Genomic DNA, 6069 nt, shown 5'->3' with positions numbered 1-6069 from the left:
GGGCCCCCCGCCGTTCTTGAGGCTGTAGCCGAACTGCACGCCTTCGCTGTAGATCGAGCCGAAACTGCCGAACGCGCTCTGGCTAAGGCTGCCGAAGCCCATGGTGTTGCGCTGGCTGCCGACAAAGAAGCCGTTCGAAAAATTATAGCGCGCATAGGAAGAACCGTTTCCGGCGTCGCGGAAATCAAAGCTCGGAAAGCTGCTGTAAGCGTTCGGGCTTTCGCCCGCATCGCCGCTGAAACCCATCGGCCAGCCCGGAATCCAGTAATTCACGGCCGCGGCCTGGGCATGTGCTGCTTGCGCGCCCAGGCACAGCATCGCCGCGACCAATGCAAATCCTAATCTGCCTGAGACCATCGACATCCGTGCGACCACCCGACTGCGCCGCGATTATACGCAGCTGACATCGGGAACGCCAGAGCGGTGCGATGGCGCGGTTCCATCAGTTCGCGCCATCACTTCAAGAATCGCAGGCCGCCTTGCTGCGGTCCGATTCCCTGGGAATCGGACGGCAACATTGAGCGCGTCGCTACGCCGCCTTGGTGGTGAGCTTGGCTTCCATCGGCAGCCCCTCCTCGATCGGCAGCGCGGGATCGCGCGACCATTCGTTCCAGGAGCCGAAATACATCCGCACATCCTTCACACCGGCGTTCTTCAAGGCGAGGAACGTGTTCGAGGCGCGCGCGCCCTTGAAGCAGTAGAGATAGACCGGTGTACTCTCTGTGATGCCGACGGTGGCGCATTCCGCCAGGATCTCGTTCTTGGACTTGAACCGCGGCCCTTCCGCGGTCGGCTTCATCATCCGGTACCATTCCAGCCACACCGCGCCGGGGATGCGGCCCTTGCGCGGGCAGAAATCCTTGCCGTACGGCGACGAGCTTTCGCCAATCCACTCGTCGATATCGCGGACGTCGAGCAGTGCGATGCCCGGCTTGCCGACGGCGGCGAGCATGGTTTTGGCGTCGATCAGGATGTCGCCCGCTTCCGGCAGGACCGAGAACGATGCCTTCACCGGCGACGGCACCTCTTGGGTCACCGGCAGGCCCGCTGCCGCCCAGGCGTCGTAACCGCCATGCAGCACCTTGACCTTGGGATAGCCGAGCATGGTGAGGAGATAGTAACCGCGGCAGGACTGGCCGAAGCCGGAGTTCATCGACTGTTCGTAGATAACAGCGGTTTCCTTGCCCGAAAGTCCGGCGGCGCCGAACGCGTCGGCGAATTTTGTCTTCAGCTCGTGAATGCCCTCCGGCGTCGACGTCGCCAGATAAGTGAAGATTTCATGGACATTGACGGCGCCGGGAAGATGCCCCGCGCCGTAGGCTTCGGGATTGCGGGTGTCGATGATGACACACGGCTCATGCTTGAGGAATTCCGCGAGTTCGCCGGCAGTAATCAGAACGTCCGTCATGGCAGGCCTCTCCTGTTTTTAGGTTGCGGGTTGGATCGGTCGGAAACTCTTCAGCGCTCGTCGCCGGCCAGCATCTTGCGGAGCTGCTTGGTGGCGGGGGTGACGATGGCGACGAAATAGGCTTCGCGCAGCCGGCGCTGGGCGCGATGGCTCTTCAGGTAGCCGCGCGCACCGCAATGGAGCATCGCCGCATGCGCGGCCGCAACGCTGGCGTCGCCGAGCCGCAAGCGAAGCGCGACGACGCGCCGCCAATAGCTGTCGTCCGAGTTATAGGGATCGCTCGCCAGCGCCATCGCCTCCTTCTCGAACTCGGCGTGGAGTTCGCGGAATTGCGTCGGCTGCTGCGGCAGGTAGCGGTTGACGTGTCCGAGCGGCGGCTCGACCTCGTCCATGATCCCGATGCAATCCTTGATCAAGCCGAGCGCCATGCCGGCCTGCAGCAGGATGAAGCCGGCGCGGATCTTCTTCACGAACGGCCCGGCGGACTCGGCGAGGATCAGTTCATCCGGCACGAACACGTCGCGGAACTGGACGCCATAGGTGCCGGTGCCGTCCATCGCGAGAAACGGCTTGCACGGCTGTAGCGTGATCGCGGGATCGGAGCAGTCGGCGAGGAACATCACGATGCCCGGCCCGCCTTTTGCGGTGCCGCCCCCCTCGTCCTCGCGCTCGAAGATGGTGCCGAAGAAATGATCGGGACCGAGGTTCGACACCCAGGGCAGCGCGCCGCGCACGACATAACCGCCCTCGACCTTGCGGCCCTTCAGCTTCAGCCGCTCGATACCGAAAAAGCTCTTCATCGGGTTCGAGAGCCCGGTGCCGCCGAGCACCCGTCCGCTCGAAAAACCGTCGCCGAAGCGCCGTGCAAGCTTCAGATTGGTCGAGTTCGCGGCGTACCAGACCAGTGTGTTCTGGCACCAGGCCATGAACGCCGTGGCGCCGCAGACCTCCCCGATCGCGGCGATCGACTGGATGGCGCAGCGCAGGTCGGCCGGCCCCTCCTGCGGGACATGGCTGCCCCATGCGCCGATCTCACCGAAACGGCGCAGCAGCGCATCCGGATAGGTGGAGCCGGCATCGATCGCCGGCGCGAGCGGTGCCAGCTCGCGGCGAGCGAGGCCCGCAACCTCGTCGACAATCGTGGGAGCGGGATGATCTGCAACTTCGATCCGCGACAAAGCCAGTGAATCCATGATCTCCCGCTCCCTGCTGCACGCGTCGCGTTACGTTAGATGCCGACCTCGAGATTGACGGGCCGCGTAAAGGTGTTGGCGACCGGCGACCATTTCTTGACGTGGGTGACCAGCGCGTCGATCTCGGCTTTCGAAATGCCCTCGCATTCCATGTCGACCTTGACGCGCACGTCCGTGAAGCCGACCGGCTTCTCGCTGACGTCGCCGGTGCCCCAGACGGCGGTGATGTTGAGATCGCCCTCCAGCTCGAGTTCGAGCTTGTTGACGATCCAGCCGCGGTGCACGGCGTTGGCGTGCAGGCCGACCGCAAGGCAGGAGCCGAGCGCGGCGAGCGAGGCTTCGGAAGGATTGGGCGCGGTGTCGTCGCCCAAAAGGCCCGGCGGCTCGTCGACGATATAGGGCGCGAGGTTGCGGATGTAGTTGGCGTGGCGGAACTTGCCCTCCGCCACCGTCTTGCACTTCAAGGTCTTGATGACCTTCGGATTGGCCTTGCCGTTGGCGATGAGCTGCTCGAGCCCGCCTTTGTCGATCGGGGCCAGGCAGCCCGTGAGCACCGTTTTTTGAGCAACCGCGGTCATCTTTTTCTCTCCCTGGGGGTAGGATACCGAACGTTCTGTTTCCTGCATTAAGCGTGCCAGAACCGGCCGAAATCAAAAGCCGAATGTCTGTCGTCGCTTAGCGATGCCTGCCTGGAAATTGATCAGTGCAACGGTGCTCACGCGCGATGCAGTTGCCGCGTGCCAGCGACTATTTTCGGCGCAAAGATGCGGCTTGATGATTGCGCCGCGGTTCGATTAACTGGCTCGCATGGGCAAATCGGTTTCGAAGAAGAAGCACCTCGCCGCCGGAGACGAGGAATCCGCGCGCGGTCGCCTGCTCAGCGCGGCGACGCATCTGTTCTGCAAGAACGGCATCAACGCCACCGGCATCGACGCGATCATCGAGGAAGCCGGCACCGCGAAGACCACGCTGTACAAACTGTTCGGATCGAAGACCAACCTCGTCAATGCCGTGCTGGAAAGCGAAGGCAAGGCATGGCGCGAATGGTTCATCGGCGCGATGGAGGATGGCGGCGGCGACGCGCAGGCGAAGCTGAAGCGGATTTTTCCGGCGCTGAAGCGCTGGTTCGCCGAGGAACGCTTCTATGGCTGCCCCTTCATCAACGCTGTCGCCGAGCACGACAAACACCAAAAACAGTTCCGCAACATCGCGCTGCGCCACAAGAAGGTGGTGCTGGCGCATATCGAAAAACTCGCCAGTGAAATGGGCGCCGCCGAGCCGCAGGTGCTCGCGCATCAACTCGCGCTGTTGATCGACGGCGCCATCGTCGCCGCCATGGTGTCGCGCGATCCCGGCGTCGCCGACACCGCGGGTCTTGCCGCAGGCAATCTGTTCGGACCTTCCAGGGTGAAGAAGCCGAAGCGAACCGGCAGTTCCGCCGAGTTGGTCGCCGTATGACGGCCGCTAGAGCGACGCGAAAGCCACGGCTCCGAAAGCCAGAAACAGAGCGCCGGATACGATCAGGGCGACGCCAGCGGCACGGCTGAGCCATTGGCTGTGCGGCAGCAGTTTCTCGAAGGCGACATAGATCGCGACGGCGGCGACCCAGGCGAGATTCATGACGCCGGCAACGAAAAGCAGCGCCATCAGGAACCAGCAGCAGCCGACGCAATAGCCGCCGTGCAGCAGGCCCATGCGCAACGCGCCTGATGCGCCCGGCTTCCAGTACCGGCTCAGAAACAGTATGGGGCTCTGGCAATAATGCAGACAGGCGCGCTTGATCGGCGTGAACTGGTAGAGCCCGGCGGTGAGCAGGATGATGCCGGCCAGCACGCTGCTGGTGCTCGCCATCATGCCGGACAGTAACCCGGCCTGGTCAAGTCCCCACTGCAGCGCGACCGCAACGAGGCTGAAGCCGGCCCAGATCACGAGATAGCCGGCAAGGAACAGCCAGCTTGAGATGACGGGGCTGTCCGTCGTCGCCTGCCTGCGCTTGATGGCCGTGAACAGCAGGATCGTCGGCGCGGCGCTCGGCACCATCATCGCGACCATCATCACCCACCACATCGCGAACATGAGCCCGGCCTGCGCCAGCGACCACGGCTCAGGGTCCATCGGCATATCGGCCATGCCCATGTCGATGCCAGCGCCGGCGAGCAGATAGCCCCAGGAGAACGCAACCACGGTGGCTATCCCGATCGCCACGATCAGGCGATCGTGCCGCAGGGTCTGCTCGAGCGTCCAGGTCCCCGCCATTAATCCGCCCCCTATGCTGGAACGGCACTAGTTGGATTCTGCCGCGGCGCTAGGCCGCCACCCCCTCCGGTGTCTGGACGACAGTGGCCAGCGAACTATGCGTGCCCTGGGTGTCGAACTTGATGGCGCCGTTCGAGCGGATGTTGGCGGAGGCGACCTCGGCAGCCCTGTGTTCGAATCCCTCGGGCATCACGACCTGAATACGGTGAGGCAGTCCTGTCACCGGATTCTTGATCGGCTCGACCTCGGTTTCCAGCACACCGTTCGCAACAAGGCGCGCAATGCGTCCATTCTTATCGAACGAGAACTCGAAGGGCGCGAACAGCGGCTCGTGAATTTTGGTGACGATCAGGCTGAGGATCTGGAATAGCGTGCCTTCGGCGGAGAACTTGCCCGACATGATGTTGAACAGCGCCTCGCGCTGCTCCGCCGTCGCGCGCTCATCGATGATCGGCTGCAACTGGCCATTGCCCTCGTGCAGCGCGCCGGGAAAATGGACCACGGCCGCAAAAACCAAACCGTCGAGCTCCGTCTTTTCAAAATGCCCTTTGGTGATCCGCATTCCGACGGCGCCCTTGCAATACCCTTGGGTCGGCAGGGCATTGAAATCGCACGGGCAGCCAAATGCGCAGGTGCAGTTCTTGATCCATTCGCCTTCGAGACGCCAGTCGGATGTAGCCATGGCAGACCTCCGCGTTGCGTTGTCGATTGGACTGCAGCCGCTTGAAGGCTCGCCGGCGTCAAATGCGCGATCGATGCGAGCGGGTCGCGGTCAATGCATCGGCCCATGCCACGACAGGTGGCACTCCAGCGACTTGTCCGAGCAAGCCGAGCTTACCCCGTTTGTCCGCCAAGGGACAGCATAGGGTGGGCAAAGCGAACCGTGCCCACCATCAGAGAACCGTGAGGACGAATGGTGGGCACGGCGCTAGCGCGCCTTTGCCCACCCTAGGATTTCATTGCGGATCGCGCAGCATGGCTTCCAGCCGCCCAAGTTCCGTCGCCAGATCGCGTTCGACATCGGCTACTTTCATCTCGATCACGCGATAGTCACGCGCCTCCAGCCACGCCTTCCGCATGGCGCGGTCGGCCACGATGCCCTCCGACTCGTGCGGGTTGACCAGTTCGATCGCGAGCCGGTGCACGAAGGAGACGAAATCAGGGATATGCCGCCCGACCGGCGTCTGGCGCTTGAACTGGCCGGCAAACCGG

At 63.3% G+C, this 6069-nt stretch carries 7 protein-coding genes and 1 pseudogene; 1 reads left to right on the top strand and 7 read right to left on the bottom strand.

Going from position 1 to position 6069, the window contains the following annotated elements:
- From CQ14_RS46625 to CQ14_RS22900, 4 genes and pseudogenes are all read right to left on the bottom strand, one after another.
- Nucleotides 1-330: pseudogene (locus CQ14_RS46625) on the bottom strand (hypothetical protein); the annotation flags it as partial.
- 199 nt (nt 331-529) lie between these two features.
- Complete coding sequence (locus tag CQ14_RS22910; RefSeq protein ID WP_057860098.1) at nt 530-1408, bottom strand: sulfurtransferase; 879 nt, start codon at nt 1406-1408, stop codon at nt 530-532.
- Nucleotides 1409-1458: 50 nt separating this feature from the next.
- Nucleotides 1459-2601: an acyl-CoA dehydrogenase family protein gene (locus CQ14_RS22905; protein ID WP_057860097.1), complete on the bottom strand. Its 1143-nt coding sequence runs from the start codon at nt 2599-2601 to the stop codon at nt 1459-1461.
- A gap of 35 nt (nt 2602-2636) precedes the next feature.
- Nucleotides 2637-3179, bottom strand: a complete 543-nt coding sequence (locus CQ14_RS22900; RefSeq protein WP_057860096.1) for an OsmC family protein — start codon at nt 3177-3179, stop codon at nt 2637-2639.
- A gap of 229 nt (nt 3180-3408) precedes the next feature.
- Between CQ14_RS22900 and CQ14_RS22895 the strand changes: the two genes are divergently transcribed.
- On the top strand, nt 3409-4059 hold the full coding sequence (locus CQ14_RS22895) for a TetR/AcrR family transcriptional regulator (protein WP_057860095.1): 651 nt from the start codon (nt 3409-3411) through the stop codon (nt 4057-4059).
- A 6-nt stretch (nt 4060-4065) separates the two neighbouring features.
- On the opposite strand, the gene CQ14_RS22890 is transcribed toward CQ14_RS22895, so the two are convergent.
- The 3 genes from CQ14_RS22890 to CQ14_RS46620 all read right to left on the bottom strand — a co-directional run.
- Nucleotides 4066-4857 carry a DUF2182 domain-containing protein gene (locus tag CQ14_RS22890; RefSeq protein WP_057860094.1) on the bottom strand — a complete coding sequence of 264 codons (792 nt, stop codon included), beginning with the start codon at nt 4855-4857 and terminating at the stop codon, nt 4066-4068.
- Nucleotides 4858-4906: 49 nt separating this feature from the next.
- Nucleotides 4907-5539, bottom strand: coding sequence for a DUF1326 domain-containing protein (locus CQ14_RS22885; RefSeq protein ID WP_057860093.1), 633 nt, complete (start codon nt 5537-5539; stop codon nt 4907-4909).
- Nucleotides 5540-5813: 274 nt separating this feature from the next.
- Nucleotides 5814-6069 (bottom strand): DUF559 domain-containing protein (locus CQ14_RS46620; protein ID WP_245320458.1); only part of this gene is annotated, 256 nt, incomplete at its 5' end.

It is taken from the genome of Bradyrhizobium lablabi (assembly GCF_001440475.1).
Lineage (GTDB): Bacteria > Pseudomonadota > Alphaproteobacteria > Rhizobiales > Xanthobacteraceae > Bradyrhizobium > Bradyrhizobium lablabi.
Note: the sequence above shows the minus strand (reverse complement) of the source record. Positions and strands in the feature narration are given on the sequence as shown.

Bases quoted from the DNA above. Each gene is read 5' to 3' on its own strand.
- CQ14_RS22910 (WP_057860098.1), bottom strand. From the start codon at position 1,408: ATGACGGACGTTCTGATTACTGCCGGCGAACTCGCGGAATTCCTCAAG.
- CQ14_RS22905 (WP_057860097.1), bottom strand. From the start codon at position 2,601: ATGGATTCACTGGCTTTGTCGCGGATCGAAGTTGCAGATCATCCCGCT.
- CQ14_RS22900 (WP_057860096.1), bottom strand. From the start codon at position 3,179: ATGACCGCGGTTGCTCAAAAAACGGTGCTCACGGGCTGCCTGGCCCCG.
- CQ14_RS22895 (WP_057860095.1), top strand. From the start codon at position 3,409: ATGGGCAAATCGGTTTCGAAGAAGAAGCACCTCGCCGCCGGAGACGAG.
- CQ14_RS22890 (WP_057860094.1), bottom strand. From the start codon at position 4,857: ATGGCGGGGACCTGGACGCTCGAGCAGACCCTGCGGCACGATCGCCTG.
- CQ14_RS22885 (WP_057860093.1), bottom strand. From the start codon at position 5,539: ATGGCTACATCCGACTGGCGTCTCGAAGGCGAATGGATCAAGAACTGC.